Below are 17,594 nucleotides of genomic sequence, written 5' to 3' on the forward strand. Positions count from 1 at the left end.
GGGCTCGGGCACCCCCTCGTCAGAGCTTTGGCACTGCACGGCGTGATCCCAGCCCTCATGGGCCGGGAAGCCACTTGGGGTCACCCCTTAGGCCGGGGAGACCTGTCCTGACCCGGGGCGTCTCTCGACGCTGGAGGGTCAGTGGCCTCTATCCGTGCAGACGCCTCACCGAACGAGGTGCTACCCACGAGGAGACCCCCGCCCACAGCGACTGTCAAGCGCATGCGCAATCGGGAGGGTGTCGCCAACCCCACAGTCACCTGCACCCGCGAGTCGGGGTCTGGATGCACGCGAGTCGGGGTCTGGATGCGTGCGAGTTGTGATGTTCGGGGTGGTCAGATCCCGACTCGGGCGCACTCACGCCCCGACTCGCGCGCACTCAGACCCCGACTCGCGGGATTGGGATCTTTCGGTCACGCCGCCCGGAAGCCGCGCAGGCGGAGGCTGTTGGCCACGACGAACGCCGAGCTGACGGCCATTGCGGCCCCGGCGATCATCGGGTTGAGCAGCCCGGCCGCGGCGATCGGCAGGGCCGCCACGTTGTAGCCGAAGGCCCAGAACAGGTTGCCCTTGATCGTGCCGAGGGTGCGGCGGGAGAGCCGGATCGCGTCGGTGGCGGCCAGCAGGTCGCCGCGCACCAGCGTGATGTCGGCGGCCTCGATCGCCACGTCCGTGCCGGTGCCCATGGCCAGGCCGAGGTCGGCCTGCGCGAGCGCCGCGGCGTCGTTGACGCCGTCGCCGACCATCGCGACGACCTTGCCCTCCTCCTGCAGCCGCTTGACCACGTCCACCTTGTCCGCCGGGAGCACCTCCGCGACCACGTCCTCGATGCCCACCTCCGCCGCCACAGCGCGGGCGGAGCGCTCGTTGTCGCCGGTGAGCAGCACGGGGGTGAGTCCGAGGGCGCGCAGCCCGGAGATCGCCTGCGCGGAGGTCGGTTTCACGGTGTCGGCCACGACGAGCACGGCCCGTGCCTCCCCGTCCCACGCGACGGCGACGGCGGTGCGGCCCTGCTCCTCGGCCGCCGCCTGTGCCGCGGCCAGCTCCTCGCGCAGCGGCACACTCCACTGCTCCAGCAGCGCCGGGCGTCCCACGAGCACCGCGTGCCCGTCGACCACACCCTGCACGCCGAGCCCCTCGACGCCGCGGAAGTCCTCGACGGGAGGGAGCGTGCCGATGCGCTCGCGGGCGGCATTCGCGACTGCCGCGGCGATCGGGTGCTCGGAGGCGTCCTCCAGCGCCCCGGCGAGCCGCAGCACCTCGTCCTCCTCGACGCCGCCTGCCACGTGGACGCCGGTCAGGCTCATGCGGCCGGTTGTGACAGTGCCGGTCTTGTCCAGCACCACCGTGTCGACCCGCCGCGTGGACTCCAGCACCTCGGGACCCTTGATCAGGATGCCCAGCTGAGCGCCCCGGCCGGTGCCGACGAGCAGCGCGGTGGGCGTCGCGAGGCCGAGGGCGCACGGGCAGGCGATGATCAGCACGGCGACGGCGGCGGTGAAGGCCGCCGCGGCGCCCTCCCCGGTGCCGAGCCAGAAACCCAGTGTGGCGGCCGCCAGCGCGATCACCACGGGCACGAACACCCCGGAGATCCGGTCGGCGAGCCGCTGCGCCGCGGCCTTGCCGTTCTGCGCGTCCTCGACGAGGCGCGCCATCTGCGCGAGCTGGGTGTCGGCCCCGACCCTCGTCGCACGCACGACCAGCCGCCCGCCCGCGTTCACGGTGGCGCCGCTGACGGCGTCGCCCGGGCGTACCTCGACGGGCACCGGCTCGCCGGTGAGCATCGAGGCGTCGACGGCGGAGGAGCCGTCCTCGACCACGCCGTCCGTCGCGATCTTCTCGCCCGGCCGCACGACGAACCGGTCGCCGACGGCGAGCTGCGCGGTCGGGACGCGCCGCTCGGTGCCGTCCGCGCCGAGCACGGCGACCTCCTTGGCGCCCAGCTCCAGCAGGGCGCGCAAGGCCGACCCGGCCTGCCGCTTCGCCTTGGCCTCGAAGTACCGCCCGGCCAGGATGAACGTGGTGACGCCCGCGGCGACCTCCAGGTAGAGGTTGCCTGCGCCCTCGCCCGGCCGGATCGTCAGCTCGAACGGGTGCACCATCCCGGGCACCCCGGCCGTGCCGAAGAGCAGCGCGTAGAGCGACCACAGGGTGGCCGCAAGCACGCCCATCGAGATCAGCGTGTCCATCGTGGCCGCGCCGTGGCGCAGGTTGGTCCACGCCGCGCGGTGGAACGGCCAGGCCGCCCACGTGACCACCGGGCCGGCGAGGGTGAGCGAGATCCACTGCCAGTACGTGAACTGCAGCGCCGGGACCATCGCCATGGCGATCACCGGCACCGCGAGCACCGTGCTCGTGATGAGCCGGTTGCGCAGCGAGACGTCGGGGTCGGCCGCTGCCTCGGCCGGCTGCTCGTCGGCGGGCGGGCGCGGCAGCTCGGCCCGGTAGCCGGCGGCCTCGACCTGCGCGACGAGCGCGGCGGGGTCCACGCCCTCCGGCGCGTGCACCCGTGCCTTCTCGGTGGCGTAGTTGACGGTGGCCGTGACGCCCTCGAGCTTGTTGAGCTTGCGTTCGATCCGGTTGGCGCACGACGCGCACGTCATCCCGCCGACGGCCAGCTCGATGTCGGTGACCACAGCGTCAGCAGTTCCAATGCTGCTCATCGTCCCTGATCCTCCCTTTCCGATCAGTGGCCGTGGCCGTCGGTGCCGAGCTGGTCGGCGCCGGTCGGCACCGTGAACTCTGCCGTGCGGACGACGCCTGCGTGCTGAAAATCCAGAAAGAGCCGGTACGTGCCCGCGCTCGGGACCTCCGCGACGAACTCGACACTCGGCCCGGCCGGGGTGCGCCCGTTGCCGGGTGTGCCCTCCGGGTGGACGTGCAGGTAGGCGAGGTCCCCGTCGCGCAGCGCGACCAGGTGGCCGTAGGCGGCGAGGTAGGGCTCGAGGTCGGTGACCGGCTGCCCGTCGCGGCTCATGGTGAGCGTGACGGGGGAGGCCTGGCCCGGCACGAGGTCGCCGGTGAGCTCCACCCGGTACCCGTCCACCTCCGCGACGCGCGACGGGTGCGACGCGACCGGCTCGAACGCGCCGGGTGCGGCGAGGTCGACGCCGAGCGTCACACCTTGGCCGCCGGTCGGCGCGAAGTCCGCGAAGGCCCGGTAGGAGCCGCCTGCGGGCAGGGTCAGCGGCACCGACCACGTGCCGTCCGCGGCCATCTCCGGGTGCACGTGCTGGAACGCGCTGGCGTCGCGGCGCACGACGATCAGGTGCATGCGCTTGTCGTGCTCCACGTCGAAGGCGGTGACCGGAGCGCCGTCGGGGCCGGTGATGCGGAAGGCGAAGGTCTCCGCGGCGCCCGGTGCGAGCGTCGAGACTACGGGGACCATCGTGTAGCCGTCGCGGCTCGACGCGAGCCCGCCGGGCAGATCGGGCGCCGCCGGGGCGCTCTCGCCGCCGCTGTGCGCGTCGCCGTGCCCGCCCGATTCCGCGACCTGTGCTGCTGCCTCCGGGGCCTGGGACACGGGGCCGACAGCGGAGCCGACCGCCCATCCGCCGCCGACGAGCAGCGCGAGCACGGCGACGTAAGCCGCCAGCTTCACGGGAGTACTCACGTCCTCAGCCCGCCAGCCGATACCCGGCCTCCTCGACGGCGGCGCGCACGCGCTCCGCGTCGAGGGACCGGTCGCTCGTGACGGTCACCGCCCCGCCCGGCAGGTCGACGGTCACGTCGGTGACGCCGTCGATGGCACTGATCTCCTCGGTCACCGACGCCACGCAGTGCCCGCACGTCATGCCGGTGACGGTGTACGTGCTCGCGGTCATCAGGGTGTTCCTCTCGCTCGACTCAACCATACGATAGGGGGGTATGGTTCTACGAGAAGAGATTTACACCCCAGGGGGGTATACGTGCAACCGAAGTGACCGCGGTCTCGGTGGATCAGGGGTCAGCGAGTGACGATCCGCTCGCTGCGCGTGTAGACGTTCATGGAACCGCCGCGCACGAACCCCGCGAGCGTCAGCCCGGACTCGTCCGCCAGATCGGCGGCGAGCGACGACGGCGCCGACACGGCTGCGAGCATCGGCACCCCGGCCATCACGGCCTTCTGCACCAGCTCGAACGAGGCCCGCCCGGACACGACGAGCACGGTCCCGAGCGCGGGGATGCGCCCCTGCAGCAGAGCCCAGCCGAGGACCTTGTCCACCGCGTTGTGCCGTCCGACGTCCTCGCGCACCACGAGCAGCGTGCCGTCCGCGGCGAACAGCCCGGCCGCGTGCAGCCCACCGGTCCGGTCGAACACCTGCTGCCGGCGGCGCAGCGCGTCGGGCATGGCGGCGAGCACCTCGACCGGGACGCGCACCGGGTCGCCCGCGGGGGAGTGCTTCGAGCGCAGGCGTACGGCGTCGAGCGAGGCCTTGCCGCAGACCCCGCAGGACGAGGTGGTGTAGAAGTTCCGCTCCACCCCGGTCTCCGGCTCCGGCACACCCTCGGCGAGCCCGACGTCGAGCACGTTGTAGGTGTTGCGGCCCTCGTCGTCCAGGGAGTCGCAGTACCGCGCGTCGCGGACGTCAGCGACGCCCTCGATCACACCCTCGGTGAGCAGGAACCCGTGCGCAAGCTCGACGTCGTGGCCGGGCGTCCGCATCGTGACGGCCAGCGCGCGCCCGCGCACCCGGATCTCGAGCGGCTCCTCGACGGCGAGCTGGTCGGGCCGCGTGCGCTCACCGTCCGGACTCAACCGCAGTACCGGACGGCGAGCGATCAGACGCCCCATGGTCGCGCTCCAGGATCGAGGGGGAGGAGCCGTACGGCGATGGCCGCCGCCGGCCCGGGATCGACGACCGCCAGCGCGTCGGCGATGGCGGCGCCGCGCAGCATCGCCGACCCCGTGTGCCCGACGGGCGCCGTGCCGAACGAGCCGACCCGCACCGGCACCAGCCGGGTACTCGACGGGTGCCGCTCCAGCCCGCCGGGGACGGGTGCGGCCAGCAGCGCCGGCAGCGGCTCGCCCCGCAGCCCGGCGAGCACCGGGACCGCGAGAGTCAGGAACGCCGCCAGTGCCGCGAGGGGGTTGCCGGGCAGCCCCACCACGAGCCGCCCGTCGGGGAGCTGCGCGAGCGTCTGCGGATGTCCGGGGCGGCATGCCACCCCGTCGACCAGCAGGTCGGCGTGCAGGGCGGCGAGCGCGGCGCGCAGGTGGTCGGCCGGTCCCGCCGCCGAGGAGCCGGAGACGAGCACCAGCTCGGCGTCGGCCGCGGCGAGCGCGTCCACGAGCGACGTGCGGGTGTCGGGCAGCCGCACGGCCGGTAGCAGCCGCCCGCCCGCCCGATCGACCAGGCCGGGCAGCATCGGGCCGATCGCGTCGCGCACCCGGCCCGGCCCTGGTGGCCCGTGGCCGACCAGCTCGTCGCCGGTGACGCACGCGGCGACCCGGGGCGTCGGGTGCACGAGGAGCGTGTCGCAGCCGAGGGTGGCCGCGAGCCCGAGCAGTGGCGGGTTCACCACGGCTCCCGCGGGTGCCAGCTCCTCGCCCGCGGCGCACTCCTCGCCCGCCCGCCTGATGTGCCGGCCGCCTGCGACCGAGCCGGCCAGTGCCTCGCCCGACCGCACGGCGTCCTCGTCGGGGAGCACCGCGTCGGTGCCCGGCGGGACGGCGGCTCCGGTGACGATCGCGCGCGCCTGGCCGGGGCGCAGCGGTGGCGCCAGCGGGCTCCCCGCCCGCACCGTGCCCACGACGGTCCACGGGGCCGGGCCGCGGACGGCGTAACCGTCCATCGCCGAGCGATCCACCGGTGGCACCGTGCAGGGCGCCACGAGCGGCGCGGCCAACACGGCGCCCGCAGCGTCGGCAAGCGGAAACGGGCGGGACAGGAGCGGATCGGCAGCGGCATGCGCGCGCTCCCGGGCACCGTCCCAGGTGAGGGCGGCGGGCTGAGCGAACTTCGTCGTTGCGCTCTCTACGGTCATGGCCTCAGCAGCTCCGCGGCCCGGACCGCCAGCCCGTCGAGGTCTGCAGCGCCGGCATCGACGTGCGCCAGCAGCGCCGTCTTCATGCGCGGTTCCCAGAAGGTGCGCATGTGGACGGCGATCTCCGCCGCGGCCTGCTCGGGGTCGCGGCCGTGGAACTGCACCGCGATGTCGTTGGCCAATCGGACGTGGGCGGGGATGGTCGTTGCGCTCATCGTCAGTCCCCCGCCGCCGCGACCGGGCGCCTGGCCAACTCCTCGCGGACCGCGGACTGCTCCGGAGTGAGCGCCACCTGCACCGCCGTGACCTTGTACTCGGGGCAGTTGGTGGCCCAGTCGGAGTTGTCGGTGGTGATGACGTTCGCGCCGGTGACCGGGTGGTGGAAGGTCGTGTAGCAGACCCCGACCGGCATCCGCTCGGACAGCACCGCACGCAGCGTGGTGCGCCCGACGCGGCTGGAGAGCGTCACCATGTCGCCGTCGTTGATGCCGCGGACCTCGGCGTCGTGCGGGTGCAGCTCCAGCAGGTCCTCCGGGTGCCACGCGACGTTGGCCGTGCGCCGGGTCTGCGCACCCACGTTGTACTGCGACAGGATCCGGCCGGTCGTGAGGATCAGCGGGAACTTCCGCGTGCTGCGCTCGCGCGTGGGCACGTAGGTCGTCTCGACGAACCGGCCCTTGCCGCGGACGAAGCCGTCCTGGTGCATGATCGGCGTGCCCTCGGGGGCCGCGTCGTTGCACGGCCACTGCACGCTGCCCACGCGGTCGAGGTGCTCGAACGACACCCCCGAGAACGTCGGGGTGGTGAACGCGATCTCGTCCATGATCTGCGAGGACGACTCGTAGTGCATCGGGTAGCCCATCGCCTGCGAGATCTCGGCGATGATCTCCCACTCCTGCTTGCCGGTCTTCGGCGCCATCACGGGGCGGACGCGGTTGATGCGGCGCTCGGCGTTGGTGAACGTGCCGTCCTTCTCCAGGAACGACGTGCCGGGCAGCAGCACGTGCGCGAGCTTGGCCGTCTCGTTGACGAAGAGGTCCTGCACCACGAGCAGGTCGAGCGCGGTGAGCGCGGCGTGCACGTGGTGGGTGTTCGGGTCGGACTGGGCGATGTCCTCGCCCTGCACGAACAGCGCGCGGAACGTGCCCTCGACCGCGGCGTCGAACATGTTCGGGATGCGCAGGCCCGGCTCCTCCTGCAGCGAGGCGCCCCACAGGCCCTCGTAGACGGCGCGGGCGCTCTCGTCGGAGACGTGCCGGTAGCCCGGCAGCTCGTGGGGGAACGAGCCCATGTCGCAGGAGCCCTGCACGTTGTTCTGCCCGCGCAGCGGGTTGACGCCGACCCCGTCGCGGCCGATGTTGCCGGTGGCCATCGCGAGGTTGGCCATGCCCATGACCATCGTGGAGCCCTGGCTGTGCTCGGTGACACCGAGGCCGTAGTAGATCGCCCCGTTGCCGCCGGTCGCGTAGAGCCGCGCGGCGGCCCGGATCTCCTCGGCCGGCACGCCGGTGATGTCGGCGACGGCCTCCGGGCTGTGCTCGGGGCCCGCGATGAACGACTCCCACTCCTCGAAGTTCTCGCAGCGCTCCGCGACGAACTCGCGGTCCACCAGGCCCTCGGTCACGATCGTGTGCGCCAGCGCGTTGACGACGGCGACGTTCGTGCCCGGCGCGAGCTGCAGGTGGTGCTCCGCCTCGATGTGCGGGGTGCGCACCAGCTCGATGCGCCGCGGGTCGATCACGATCAGCTTCGCGCCCTGGCGCAGCCGCTTCTTCATGCGCGAGGCGAACACCGGGTGGCCGTCGGTCGGGTTGGCCCCGATCAGCAGGATCACGTCGGACTTTGCCACGGACTTGAAGTCCTGCGTTCCGGCCGAGGTGCCGAAGGTCTGCTTGAGCCCGTAGCCCGTGGGGGAGTGGCAGACGCGGGCGCAGGTGTCGACGTTGTTGTTGCCGAAGACGGCGCGCACCATCTTCTGGACGACGTACACCTCCTCGTTCGTGGTGCGCGAGGAGGTGATCGCGCCGATCGACCCGGCGCCGTGCTCGGCCTGGATCTCCCGCAGCCGCCGCGCGGTGAAGCCGATGGCCTCCTCCCAGGAAACCTCCCGCCACTCGTCGGCGATCGACTCGCGGATCATCGGGTTCAGCACGCGGTCGGGGTGGCTCGCGTAGCCGAAGGCGAACCGGCCCTTCACACACGAGTGGCCCTCGTTGGCGCCGCCGTCCTTGAACGGCACCATCCGCACCAGCTCGTCGCCGCGCAGCTCCGCCTTGAACGAGCAGCCGACACCGCAGTAGGCGCAGGTGGTGATCACGCTGCGGGTGGGCATGCCCAGCTCGACGACCGACTTCTCCTGCAGGGTGGCCGTCGGGCAGGCCTGCACGCACGCCCCGCAGGAGACGCAGTCGGACTCCATGAACGTCGTGCCGCCCGCGGAGACCTTCGAGTCGAAGCCGCGGCCCTCGATCGTCAGCGCGATGGTGCCCTGCACCTCGTCACACGCCCGGACGCAGCGCGAGCAGGCGATGCACTTGGACGGGTCGAAGTCGAAGTAGGGGTTGGAGGTGTCCTTGAGCAGGTCCATGTGGTTCGCGCCGGCGTCCACACCGGAGCCGTAGCGCACCTCGCGCAGTCCCGTGACGCCCGCCATGTCCTGCAGCTCGCAGTCGCCGTTCGCCGAGCACGTGAGGCAGTCGAGCGGGTGGTCGGAGATGTAGAGCTCCATGACCCCTCGGCGCAGCTTGCCGAGCTTGTCGGTCTGCGTCCGCACCACCATGCCCGGCGCCACCGGCGTGGTGCAGGAGGCGGGTGTGCCGCGGGCGCCGTCGATCTCGACGACGCACAGCCGGCAGGACCCGAAGGCCTCCAGGCTGTCGGTCGCGCAGAGCTTCGGGATGTCGAGCCCGGCCTGCTTCGCCGCGCGCATTACCGACGTACCAGGTGGCACCGTGACCGGCACGCCGTCGATCGTCAGCTCGACGGTCGCCGTACCCTCGCGGGCCGGTGTCCCGAAGTCGGGTTCCTTCAGCAGGGTCATCGCTGGAAGTCCTCTCCGAAGTGGCGCACCGCGCTGCGCACGGGCATGGGGGTGAGCCCGCCCATGGCGCAGAGCGACCCGTCGGTCATCAGCTCGCACAGGTCGTCGAGCAGGACGAGGTTCTTCTCGCGGTCCTGACCTGCTCTGATCCGGTCGATCGTCTCGACGCCGCGCACGGCGCCGACCCGGCATGGCGTGCATTTGCCGCACGACTCCTCCGCGCAGAAGGAGAAGGCGAACCGCGCCATCGCGGCCATGTCCACCGTGTCGTCGAACACGACGACACCCCCGTGGCCGAGCATCGCGCCCGCCGCGGCGAAGGCCTCATAGTCCATCGGGAGGTCGAACTGCTCCGCCGGGACGTACGCCCCGAGCGGCCCGCCGACCTGCATCGCGCGCACCGGCCGGCCCGATGCCGTGCCGCCGCCGAGGTCGTTGACGAGCTCGCCGAGCGTGATCCCGAACGGCGTTTCGACGATCCCGCCGCGGGCGATGTTGCCGCCGAGCTGGAAGACGCTGGTGCCCCGCGAGCGGCCCGTGCCCAGCTCCGCGTACGCGGCGGCGCCGTCGGCGAGGATCGCCGGCACCGAGGCCAGCGAGAGCACGTTGTTGACCACGGTCGGGCGGCCGAACAGGCCTTCCAGCGCGGGGATCGGCGGCTTCGCGCGCACGGTGCCGCGCTTGCCCTCGAGGCTCTCCAGCATCGAGGTCTCTTCACCGCAGATGTAGGCGCCTGCCCCGACGCGGACGAACACGTCGAACGTGAGGTCCGAACCGAGGATCCGCTCGCCGAGCCATCCGCGCTCGCGCGCCGCGTCGATGGCCGCGTTCAGCGCCTCGACGGCCTCCGGGTACTCCGAGCGCACGTAGATGTAGCCCTCGGTCGCGCCGACCGCGTACGCCGCGATCGTCATGCCCTCGATGAGGGTGAACGGGTCGCCCTCCATCAGCATGCGGTCGGCGAACGTGCCGGAGTCGCCCTCGTCGGCGTTGCAGCAGACGAACTTGATGTCCGACCCTGTGGAATCGGGCGGGGCGCCGAGCACCGTGCGCCACTTGATGCCCGTCGGGAACCCGGCGCCGCCGCGCCCGCGCAGCCCGGAGTCGACGACCTCCTCGACGACCTCGGCGGGTGTCCTCGCGAGCGCCGTCCGCAGACCCGCGTAACCGCCATGGGCCTCGTAGTCCTCGACCGAGCGCGGGTCGACCACACCGACCCGGGCGAACGTGACCCGCTGCTGGCGCCGCATCCACGGCAGCTCCTCGACCAGGCCGAGGCTCTCGCCCCGCCCGTCGAGCAGACCGGCGGCGACGAGCCCGTCGACGTCCTCGGGCGCGACCGGGCCGTACCCGACCCGGCCGGCCGGGGTCTCGACCTCGACCAGCGGTTCCAGCCAGAGCATCCCGCGCGAGCCGTTGCGGACGACTTCCACCTCGCGGCCTGCGGCGGCAGCGGCGGCGGTGATCCGCTCGGCCACCTCGTCGGCACCGACCGACGTGGCCGCGGCGTCGCGCGGTACAAACACGCGGATCATCGGGTCACCTCGGCGAGGAGCGCGTCGAATCGGGCGGGGCTGACCCGGCCGTGCAGCCGCTCACCGATCTGCACCGCGGGCCCGAGCGCGCAGTTGCCGAGGCAGAAGACCTCGTCGAGGGTGACGGCGCCGTCAGTGGTGGTCTCGCCGTAGCCGACCCCGAGCCGGCGTTTGGCGTGCGCGCCCAGCTCCTCGGCTCCGACGGCCTGGCAGGCCTCGGCCTGGCAGATCCGCACGGTCGCCCGGCCCGCGGGCGCCCGCCGGAAGTCGCGGTAGAAGGTGACGACGCCGTGCACCTCGGCGACGGCAAGGTTCAGCACGTCGGCGAGCACCGGCACGTCCACCTCGTCGATGTGGCCGAGGTCCTCCTGCACGGCGTGGAGGATCGGGATGAGGGGGCCGCGCAAGTGGCGGCGTGCGGTCGCTATCTCGCGCACGCGCTCCACCCGCACCGCTGCGAGTTGGGTGACGTCCGTCGTCATGAACAGCACTGTCTCGATCTGACCTGGTACAGGTCAAAGCAATCTTCCCTATGCCGTCATAACCTTCGTGGATCACGGGCCGGGCCCGCGGCGTCAGTCGCCGAGCCAGCTGTAGGCCGTCTGCCGGGAGATCCCGAGCGCCCGCGACATCGCGAGCACCTCGAGGCCCTGCCGCTTGCCCGTTCCGAGGAGCTCCCGCTGCCGGGAGCGCAGCTGCTCGATCTGGGCGGCGACCTCCCGCATCTCCGCGAGCAGCGCCTCGGCCTCCGGACCGGCTCCCGACCGGGAGCGCCCGGTACCGGGGCGGGGGAAGCGCTGCACCTCGTCGGCATCCCAGCACCGCTTGCCGTCGGCGTCGGTGCCGGGGAGCGCCGGGGGCGCCTGGCCGCGGGAGACATACCCCAGCCACGTCGGCGTCTTCACACCCCACGCCTCGGCGCACTGAGCGCTCGTCCAGGTCTCGCTGATGGTGCGCCTCCTGTCTGGTCAACCCGTCCTGTCCAGTACGAGGACGTGGTCCACGTCCAGGGCGAGCCCGTCGTCGGCGGGGCCGCGCACCGTCACATCGGCCAGGAAGGTATCGCCGACGGCGGGCAGCGGGCCGGGGCCCCGCAGCTCGGCCGCGGTGCCGTAGGCGGTCGCGTCGGACCGGTCGAGCCCGTCGACGGCGGCGCGGACCACGTGGCCGCCCTGCGTCACGACACCGAACACGACGATCTGCTCGCCCACGTGCGCGGCCGGGTCGGCCGCGATGCGCTGCCACTCGGGGCCGGTGAGCTCGCGGTGCCCACCCGGCCCGACGCTCGTCGCGAGAACAGCCCATGTCACGAGGGCCGCCGCGGTGAGGGCCCACGGCCACCACCGCAGCCGCTGGTGCTGTTCGGGGCGCACGCGGATCAAGGTCGTGTGCGCGCGCCCGTTCGTTTCCTCACCAGATGCGCACACGCTCCCCGGGCGGGGTGAACAGGGCGTCGGCCTCGGTCACGCCGAACGCCTCGTGGAAGGCGTCGAGGTTGGTGACCACGGCGTTGCAGCGCAGGTCGGGCGGCGAGTGGACGTCGACGGTGAGCCTGCGGATCGCCTCGGCCTCGCGGGTGACGGCCCGCCACACCTGCGCCCAGCCGATCAGCACGCGCTGCAGGCCGGTGAAGCCGTCGATCTCGGGGGCTTCGTGGCCCTCCAGCGCGATCTTGTAGGCCTTGATCGCGATCGTCAGGCCGCCGAGGTCGCCGATGTTCTCCCCGACGGTGAGCGCCCCGTTGACCTTGTGGTCGCTCAGCCCGGCCGGAGACAGCCCGCTGTACTGCTCGATCAGCGCCTGCGCCCTGCGGTCGAACTCGGCGCGATCGCCCGGCTCCCACCAGTCGGTCATGTTGCCGTCGCCGTCGTACTTCGAGCCCTGGTCGTCGAAGCCGTGGCCGATCTCGTGGCCGATGACCGCACCGATCCCGCCGTAGTTGGCGGCGTCGTCGGCGTCGGGATCGAAGAAGGGCGGCTGCAGGATCGCGGCCGGGAAGACGATCTCGTTCATGCGCGGGTGGTAGTAGGCGTTGACCGTCTGCGGCGTCATCAGCCACTCGTCGCGGTCGACGGGCTTGCCGATCTTGGCGAGCTCGTAGTCCGTGTTCCACGCCCCGGCGCGCCGGACGTTGCCCAGCAGGTCGCCCGGCACGATCTCCAGTGCCGAGTAGTCCTTCCAGCGGTCCGGGTAGCCGATCTTCGGCGTGAACCGGTCCAGCTTGGCGAGCGCGCGGTCGCGCGTGGCAGCGCTCATCCAGTCCAGCGTGCTGATGCTCTGGCGGTAGGCCTCGACGAGGTTCGCGACGAGCGTGACCATCCGCTCCTTGGCCGCGGCCGGGAAGTGCTGCTCGACGTAGAGCCGGCCCACGGCCTCCCCGAGTGCGCCCTCGACCACCGACACCCCGCGCTTCCACCGCTCACGCAGCGCCGGGGTGCCCGACAGGGTGCGGCCGTAGAAGTCGAAGTCCTCCTCGACGACGGCCTCGTTCAGATAGTCCGCGGACCCGGACGCCGTGCGGATCGCGAGCCAGGCCTGCCACTGCTCGAGCGGGCGCTCCGCCCACAGCTCCGCGGCCCGGAGCACGAAGGACGGCTGCCGTACGACCACGTCGTCGAACGCGCCCGACGGCCCTTCGATGGCCGCGAGCCACGGCTCCCAGTCGAACTCGGGTGCGTTGGCCTGCAGCGCCGGGAGCGTCATCAGGGTGTAGGTCTTACGGGCGTCGCGGTTGGTCACGCGGTCCCACGAGTCCGCGGCGAGCGCGGTCTCCAGGTCCATCACCGACTCGGCGACCTGCGCGGGCCCGTTCAGCCCGACCAGCTCCGCGAGGCGGGTCAGGTGGGCGACGTAGGCCGCGCGGATCTCGGCGTAGGCGTCCTCGCGGTAGTACGACTCGTCGGGCAGCCCGAGCCCCGACTGCGACAGGTGCACGATGTAGCGGGTGGAGTCCTTGGCGTCGGTGCTGACGTACGTGCCGAACAGCGCGACCTGCCCCTCGCGCTGCCGCTTGCCCAGCACGGCCGCGAGCTCCGCCTTGCCGGTCGCGGCGAACACCTCGTCGAGCAGCGGGCGCAGCGGCTCGACGCCGGCCGCCTCGATCGCGTCGACGTCCATGAACGCGCGGTAGAGGTCGGCGATCTTGCGGGCGTCCGTGCCCGGTTCGCCCGCCGCCCCTTCGACGATCGCGTGCACGTCCTCCTCGGCCCGGTCGCGCAGCGCCCGGAAGGCGCCGTCCTGCGCCCGGTCGTCGGGGATCTCGTGCGTCTGCAGCCACTGGCCGTTGACGTGCCCGAACAGGTCGTCCTGGGGGCGGACGGCGGGATCGACCCAGCGCAGGTCGAGCCCGGAGCGGGTGGTTGAGGTCGTCACGCCTCCATCATGCCCTCGGGGGTGTGCGGTGAGGGAATGGCTAAAGGTTTCCTCGTCGGGCCAGGGCTCTTCACAAGTCGCGGGTGGCTGGACATAAGCATGCCCCGGGCGGCATGCCGAAGCAGGGGCGACCCGGGGCTTACGCAAAACAAGCTAGCACGCCTAGCTCTGGCGCGCGCCATCTCGTGCTGATCTGGGGGGAACCACGAACACCGAGCCTGCCCCCTGGGTCAGTGCCATGCTATCCGGGCCGAGGTTCGCGCCCTACCTCGCGGCGGCTGCGGGGGACGCCGACGCAGCCATCGAGTTGGAGTGGTGGAACCTGCAGGTGGCCTCTGCCTTCGTAGTCCCGCTCAACAGCGGCCGGTATCACCGGCCTCTCTGGGTGCCGACCTTGAACCAGGCGTTTCCGGGGGTAACTCGTCGCGTGCTGCACGAGGACTTCCAGAAGATTCTCGGGCTGCGCAACCGGATCATGCACCACGAACCGATCCACCACCGCCATCTGCAAGCCGACCATGACACGGTCTATCGGTTGCTCGCACATCTGTCCGAGGAGATGGTGCACGAGTTGGCGGCTCGGGACGGTGTTCCGAACCTCCTGGCCCGCCGTGGTGGCGTCGGACAGCAGAGGGAACGTGATGGCTGAAGGCTGCTGGGGCAGGGAGTTCCTTCGACGTCGTACTCGCCAACCCGCCGTTCGGTATGTCCGTTCCAACGGTTGATCTGCGGCGGGATGACTGGCGCTGGAACTACGGCCCGCCGCCGGACGACAACGCCGACTTCGCCTGGCTCTAGCTCTCTGTCGGGGCGCTCGCCCCCGGCGGTCGAGTGACAGTTCCGCCGGAGCCCGAGTATGACTCAGGCGGCAATGCGCTCTTGACGATGCGGGCGTTCCCCCGCCAGCGTCGAGAAGATCATAGTCCCGACGCTGACCGCGACGTTCGCGGACCGGTCCATGCGGGTGATATCGCGGGGCTGAAGAAGCGCTTCGGGAGGTTGCGTCTCCGGGCACCAACTCGCTTAGCGGCCGTAGACAAAATATCAGACTCCGTACACGGACAGAATGGCCTCGGAGTGGTGTGAGGCGTCCAGCGGGCAGACCCACCGCGGTTCTCGGTCGACGAGGGTGGCCTGGAGTGGGTGCTGATGGGCAGGACACCGTGGTAAGGCTGCGCCGTGTGTCGCTTCAATGACGTGGTCTTGTGTCTGTCGTTCGCATTCGCGGCCGAGGTGCTCGAATGACAACCCGTACTCCGAGGCGCAGTTCAAGACGTTGAAGTACCTGCCTGACTTCCCGGACCGGTTCGGCTCCCTCGCCGATGCCCGCGGGTTCTGCGAGCGGTTCTTCACCGCCTACAACCACGAGCACCGGCACTCCGGGATCGGCATGCACACCCCAGCCTCGGTCCATTTCGACACCGCGACCGAGGTCCGCACCCACCGTCAGGCCACCCTCGACCGCGCTCACGCGCAGCACCCCGAGCGGTTCTCCCGCCGGCCCACCCCGCCGCACCTGCCCGAGCAGGCATGGATCAACCAGCCCGTCCTACAACCAACCTAGTGAGATCAACTGTCTCAGTTGACTTGACAACTACCGGCACGGCGTGTCCGTTGGCGTTGGTGACCCGCCTGGTCTAGAACGAGGGCATGGGCTTCGCCTACGTCATCGGCACGTTCGACACCAAGGGCGCCGAGGTGCAGTACGCCGCCGGTCGGCTGCGAGCCGCGGGCGCCGACCCCCTCACGGTCGACGTCTCCACGACGGACGGCAAAGACCGGGGCGCCGACGTCAGCGCGGCGGAGGTCGCAGCGCACCATCCCGACGGTCCGGACGCGGTGTTCACCGGCGACCGCGGCAGCGCCGTCGCCGCGATGGCGGAGGCTCTGCAGCGGTTCCTGAGCTCGCGCGACGACGTCGCGGGCGTACTCGGGCTCGGCGGCTCCGGCGGCACCGCGCTCGTCACGCCCGCGATGCGCGCGCTGCCCGTCGGCGTCGGGAAGATCATGGTGTCGACCGTGGCGTCGGGGAACGTCGCCCCGTACGTGGACGCCTCCGACATCGCGATGTGGTACTCGGTCACCGACGTCGCCGGCCTCAACCGCATCTCGCGCCGGGTCATCGGCAACGCCGCCCACGCGCTCGCCGGGATCGTCACCAACGAGGTCCCCGCTGGGGAGGATCGGCCCGCGGTCGGGCTCACGATGTTCGGCGTCACCACGCCGTGTGTCACGGCCGTGGTCGAGCGGCTCGGCGACACGGTCGACCCCCTCGTCTTCCACGCCACCGGCACCGGCGGGCGCGCGATGGAGAAGCTGGTGGACTCGCACCTGGTCAGCTCGGTCCTCGACATCAGCACCACCGAGGTGTGCGACCTGATCGTCGGCGGCGTGATGGCGGCGACCGAGGACCGGCTCGGCGCGATCGCCCGCACCCGCGTGCCGTACGTCGGATCGTGCGGGGCGCTCGACATGGTCAACTTCGCTGCCCCGGCCACGGTGCCCCCGCAGTTCGCGGGGCGCCATTTCTACGAGCACAACCCCCAAGTCACGCTCATGCGGACCACGCAGGAGGAGTGCGTCGAGATCGCGCGGTTCATCGCGCGGGGACTCAACGCGTGCGAGGGGCCCGTGCGTTTCCTGCTGCCGGCCGGTGGCGTGTCCGCGCTCGACGCGCCCGGGCAGCCGTTCTGGGACCCGGAGGCGGACGAGGCGCTCTTCGCCACGCTCGAGGCCGAGGTGCGGCAGACCGACCAGCGGCAGGTGCGTCGCCTGCCGCAGCACGTCAACGACCCGGAGTTCGCCGACGCGCTGGTGGACGCGTGGCGGGAGGTGCAGAAATGACTCGATTCGTGCGCGCTGAGCTCGTGGAACGGTTCCAGGAGATGGCCCGGCGCGGAGAGCCCATCGTCGGCGGCGGGGCGGGCACGGGCCTGTCCGCCAAGTGCGAGGAGGCCGGCGGCATCGACCTCATCGTCATCTACAACTCCGGCCGCTACCGGATGGCCGGGCGCGGCTCACTCGCCGGTCTGCTCGCGTACGGCAACGCCAACGAGATCGTGGTCGAGATGGCCGCGGAGGTGCTGCCGGTCGTCGAGCACACGCCGGTGCTCGCGGGCGTCAACGGCACCGACCCGTTCATGATCACCGACCGCTTCCTGCGCGAGCTCGCCGACCTCGGCTTCGCGGGCATCCAGAACTTCCCGACCGTCGGCCTCATCGACGGGGTGTTCCGCGCGAACCTCGAGGAGACCGGCATGGGCTACGGCCTCGAGGTCGACCTGGTCGCCGCCGCCCGCGAGGCAGACCTGCTCACCACTCCCTACGTCTTCTCGGCCGAGGACGCCCGTGCGATGACCCGGGCAGGCGCGGACATCGTCGTCTGCCACATGGGCCTCACCACCGGCGGTTCGATCGGCGCCGAGACCGCGAAGAGCCTGGACGACTGCGTCGATCTGATCGACGAGTGGGCGGCCGCAGCCTGCGAGGTGCGCGATGAGGTACTCGTGCTGTGCCACGGCGGACCCATCGCCATGCCCGACGACGCCGCGTACGTCCTGGAGCGGACGAAGCACTGCCACGGGTTCTACGGCGCGTCGTCGATGGAGCGACTGCCCACGGAGAAGGCCCTGACCGAGCAGACCCGCGCGTTCAAGACGCGCTTGACCAGATAGGGAGAT

16 protein-coding genes, 1 pseudogene and 1 riboswitch are annotated in these 17,594 nt (G+C 71.8%); of the genes and pseudogenes, 5 read left to right on the forward strand and 12 right to left on the reverse strand.

Annotation, left to right across the window (positions count from 1 at the left end):
- Positions 1 to 5: 5 nt before the first annotated feature.
- A riboswitch (M-box (ykoK) riboswitch) is annotated at positions 6 to 184 on the reverse strand.
- Between the two features lie 229 nt (positions 185 to 413).
- The 12 genes from ABD143_RS09420 to ABD143_RS09475 all read right to left on the reverse strand — a co-directional run bounded on the left by ABD143_RS09420 (position 414) and on the right by ABD143_RS09475 (position 13,914).
- Entirely contained in the window at positions 414 to 2,663 is a 2,250-nt protein-coding gene (locus ABD143_RS09420) for a heavy metal translocating P-type ATPase (protein ID WP_343974363.1), read from the reverse strand.
- A gap of 23 nt (positions 2,664 to 2,686) precedes the next feature.
- Positions 2,687 to 3,613, reverse strand: coding sequence for a hypothetical protein (locus tag ABD143_RS09425; protein WP_343974365.1), 927 nt, complete (start codon positions 3,611 to 3,613; stop codon positions 2,687 to 2,689).
- Positions 3,614 to 3,617: 4 nt separating this feature from the next.
- The gene (locus ABD143_RS09430) at positions 3,618 to 3,824 is read right to left on the reverse strand and encodes a heavy-metal-associated domain-containing protein (RefSeq protein ID WP_343974368.1); all 207 of its coding nucleotides are present in this window, start codon (positions 3,822 to 3,824) and stop codon (positions 3,618 to 3,620) included.
- 122 nt (positions 3,825 to 3,946) lie between these two features.
- Positions 3,947 to 4,774 carry a formate dehydrogenase accessory sulfurtransferase FdhD gene (gene fdhD / locus ABD143_RS09435; RefSeq protein ID WP_343974371.1) on the reverse strand — a complete coding sequence of 276 codons (828 nt, stop codon included), beginning with the start codon at positions 4,772 to 4,774 and terminating at the stop codon, positions 3,947 to 3,949.
- Complete coding sequence (locus ABD143_RS09440) at positions 4,762 to 5,967, reverse strand: molybdopterin molybdotransferase MoeA (RefSeq protein WP_343974374.1); 1,206 nt, start codon at positions 5,965 to 5,967, stop codon at positions 4,762 to 4,764. The genes fdhD and ABD143_RS09440 overlap by 13 nt, the downstream gene beginning before the upstream one ends.
- The gene (locus ABD143_RS09445; RefSeq protein ID WP_343974377.1) at positions 5,964 to 6,182 is read right to left on the reverse strand and encodes a formate dehydrogenase subunit delta; all 219 of its coding nucleotides are present in this window, start codon (positions 6,180 to 6,182) and stop codon (positions 5,964 to 5,966) included. Before ABD143_RS09445 ends, ABD143_RS09440 begins: the two co-directional genes overlap by 4 nt.
- A gap of 2 nt (positions 6,183 to 6,184) precedes the next feature.
- Positions 6,185 to 9,007 carry a formate dehydrogenase subunit alpha gene (fdhF, locus tag ABD143_RS09450; protein WP_343974380.1) on the reverse strand — a complete coding sequence of 941 codons (2,823 nt, stop codon included), beginning with the start codon at positions 9,005 to 9,007 and terminating at the stop codon, positions 6,185 to 6,187.
- Positions 9,004 to 10,542: a formate dehydrogenase beta subunit gene (locus tag ABD143_RS09455; protein ID WP_343974383.1), complete on the reverse strand. Its 1,539-nt coding sequence runs from the start codon at positions 10,540 to 10,542 to the stop codon at positions 9,004 to 9,006. Before ABD143_RS09455 ends, fdhF begins: the two co-directional genes overlap by 4 nt.
- Positions 10,539 to 11,024, reverse strand: a complete 486-nt coding sequence (locus tag ABD143_RS09460) for a formate dehydrogenase subunit gamma (protein WP_343974386.1) — start codon at positions 11,022 to 11,024, stop codon at positions 10,539 to 10,541. The genes ABD143_RS09455 and ABD143_RS09460 overlap by 4 nt, the downstream gene beginning before the upstream one ends.
- A gap of 93 nt (positions 11,025 to 11,117) precedes the next feature.
- Positions 11,118 to 11,447 carry an RNA polymerase sigma factor gene (locus tag ABD143_RS09465; RefSeq protein ID WP_343974389.1) on the reverse strand — a complete coding sequence of 110 codons (330 nt, stop codon included), beginning with the start codon at positions 11,445 to 11,447 and terminating at the stop codon, positions 11,118 to 11,120.
- Between the two features lie 63 nt (positions 11,448 to 11,510).
- Positions 11,511 to 11,915, reverse strand: coding sequence for a hypothetical protein (locus ABD143_RS09470; protein ID WP_343974392.1), 405 nt, complete (start codon positions 11,913 to 11,915; stop codon positions 11,511 to 11,513).
- Between the two features lie 37 nt (positions 11,916 to 11,952).
- Positions 11,953 to 13,914, reverse strand: a complete 1,962-nt coding sequence (locus ABD143_RS09475) for a M13 family metallopeptidase (protein ID WP_343974395.1) — start codon at positions 13,912 to 13,914, stop codon at positions 11,953 to 11,955.
- Between the two features lie 238 nt (positions 13,915 to 14,152).
- Here ABD143_RS09475 and ABD143_RS09480 point away from each other — a divergent pair, with 238 nt between their 5' ends.
- The 5 genes and pseudogenes from ABD143_RS09480 (at position 14,153) to ABD143_RS09500 (ending at position 17,588) form a co-directional block, all read left to right on the forward strand.
- On the forward strand, positions 14,153 to 14,563 hold the full coding sequence (locus ABD143_RS09480) for a hypothetical protein (RefSeq protein ID WP_343974398.1): 411 nt from the start codon (positions 14,153 to 14,155) through the stop codon (positions 14,561 to 14,563).
- Entirely contained in the window at positions 14,560 to 14,712 is a 153-nt protein-coding gene (locus tag ABD143_RS09485) for an N-6 DNA methylase (protein ID WP_343974636.1), read from the forward strand. Before ABD143_RS09480 ends, ABD143_RS09485 begins: the two co-directional genes overlap by 4 nt.
- 409 nt (positions 14,713 to 15,121) lie before the next feature.
- A pseudogene (locus ABD143_RS09490) lies at positions 15,122 to 15,478 on the forward strand (integrase core domain-containing protein); the annotation flags it as partial.
- Between the two features lie 86 nt (positions 15,479 to 15,564).
- Positions 15,565 to 16,758: a Tm-1-like ATP-binding domain-containing protein gene (locus ABD143_RS09495; protein ID WP_343974401.1), complete on the forward strand. Its 1,194-nt coding sequence runs from the start codon at positions 15,565 to 15,567 to the stop codon at positions 16,756 to 16,758.
- Complete coding sequence (locus ABD143_RS09500) at positions 16,755 to 17,588, forward strand: phosphoenolpyruvate hydrolase family protein (protein ID WP_343974404.1); 834 nt, start codon at positions 16,755 to 16,757, stop codon at positions 17,586 to 17,588. Before ABD143_RS09495 ends, ABD143_RS09500 begins: the two co-directional genes overlap by 4 nt.
- Positions 17,589 to 17,594: the final 6 nt, after the last annotated feature.

This window comes from Pseudonocardia aurantiaca, assembly GCF_039526725.1.
GTDB lineage: Bacteria > Actinomycetota > Actinomycetes > Mycobacteriales > Pseudonocardiaceae > Pseudonocardia > Pseudonocardia aurantiaca.

Coding starts and splice junctions, on each gene's coding strand:
- ABD143_RS09420 (WP_343974363.1), bottom strand. CDS start 2,663: ATGAGCAGCATTGGAACTGCTGACGCTGTGGTCACCGACATCGAGCTG.
- ABD143_RS09430 (WP_343974368.1), bottom strand. CDS start 3,824: ATGACCGCGAGCACGTACACCGTCACCGGCATGACGTGCGGGCACTGC.
- fdhD (WP_343974371.1), bottom strand. CDS start 4,774: ATGGGGCGTCTGATCGCTCGCCGTCCGGTACTGCGGTTGAGTCCGGAC.
- ABD143_RS09440 (WP_343974374.1), bottom strand. CDS start 5,967: ATGACCGTAGAGAGCGCAACGACGAAGTTCGCTCAGCCCGCCGCCCTC.
- ABD143_RS09445 (WP_343974377.1), bottom strand. CDS start 6,182: ATGAGCGCAACGACCATCCCCGCCCACGTCCGATTGGCCAACGACATC.
- fdhF (WP_343974380.1), bottom strand. CDS start 9,007: ATGACCCTGCTGAAGGAACCCGACTTCGGGACACCGGCCCGCGAGGGT.
- ABD143_RS09455 (WP_343974383.1), bottom strand. CDS start 10,542: ATGATCCGCGTGTTTGTACCGCGCGACGCCGCGGCCACGTCGGTCGGT.
- ABD143_RS09460 (WP_343974386.1), bottom strand. CDS start 11,024: ATGACGACGGACGTCACCCAACTCGCAGCGGTGCGGGTGGAGCGCGTG.
- ABD143_RS09480 (WP_343974398.1), top strand. CDS start 14,153: ATGCTATCCGGGCCGAGGTTCGCGCCCTACCTCGCGGCGGCTGCGGGG.
- ABD143_RS09495 (WP_343974401.1), top strand. CDS start 15,565: ATGGGCTTCGCCTACGTCATCGGCACGTTCGACACCAAGGGCGCCGAG.
- ABD143_RS09500 (WP_343974404.1), top strand. CDS start 16,755: ATGACTCGATTCGTGCGCGCTGAGCTCGTGGAACGGTTCCAGGAGATG.